We start from the raw sequence: 446 nt of genomic DNA, 5'->3' as shown, positions 1-446 counted from the left end.
AGATCAACTGCCCCTAGTCCTATCACCTAAGATACTCTGGCTGATTGTTTTTTTAAAGTGGGCAGAGCACAGTTTGCCAAGATTTGTAATTTTTAATCAATAGGATATATTGATGTTAATTGGATTACGCAATTCAGATAGTTAATACGGTGTGTATTAGCGGCCAAGGAATGATGGCTGGCTATTTTTTTCGGTAAAGGATGACAATATGAGCGTTTCCAACGCAAAAAGGTGGGCAGAGCTGTGCCAACAGCAGGCTGAGTTGATTGATAATCTGACTCGTGTTTTCCCCGAGCGCAGTGACGAACATGCAAATTTGAGTGAGCATTGGCGAGAGGTTGGTCGGAAGATCACCGATGGCGAAGTTGTTTTAATGCCAAAACTTAGATAGTTGAATATCATTCAACTAATAAAAAACCGCCAGTAGGCGGTAATGCCGATCATTT

At 41.5% G+C, this 446-nt stretch carries 1 protein-coding gene; it reads left to right on the top strand.

Annotation, left to right across the window (positions count from 1 at the left end; genetic code table 11):
* Nucleotides 1–208 precede the first annotated feature (208 nt).
* On the top strand, nt 209–391 hold the full coding sequence (locus AB4238_RS22300) for a hypothetical protein (protein WP_220738144.1): 183 nt from the start codon (nt 209–211) through the stop codon (nt 389–391).
* Nucleotides 392–446 lie beyond the last annotated feature (55 nt).

It is taken from the genome of Shewanella sp. 10N.286.45.A1, assembly GCF_041470405.1.
GTDB lineage: Bacteria > Pseudomonadota > Gammaproteobacteria > Enterobacterales > Shewanellaceae > Shewanella.
Note: the sequence above shows the minus strand (reverse complement) of the source record. Positions and strands in the feature narration are given on the sequence as shown.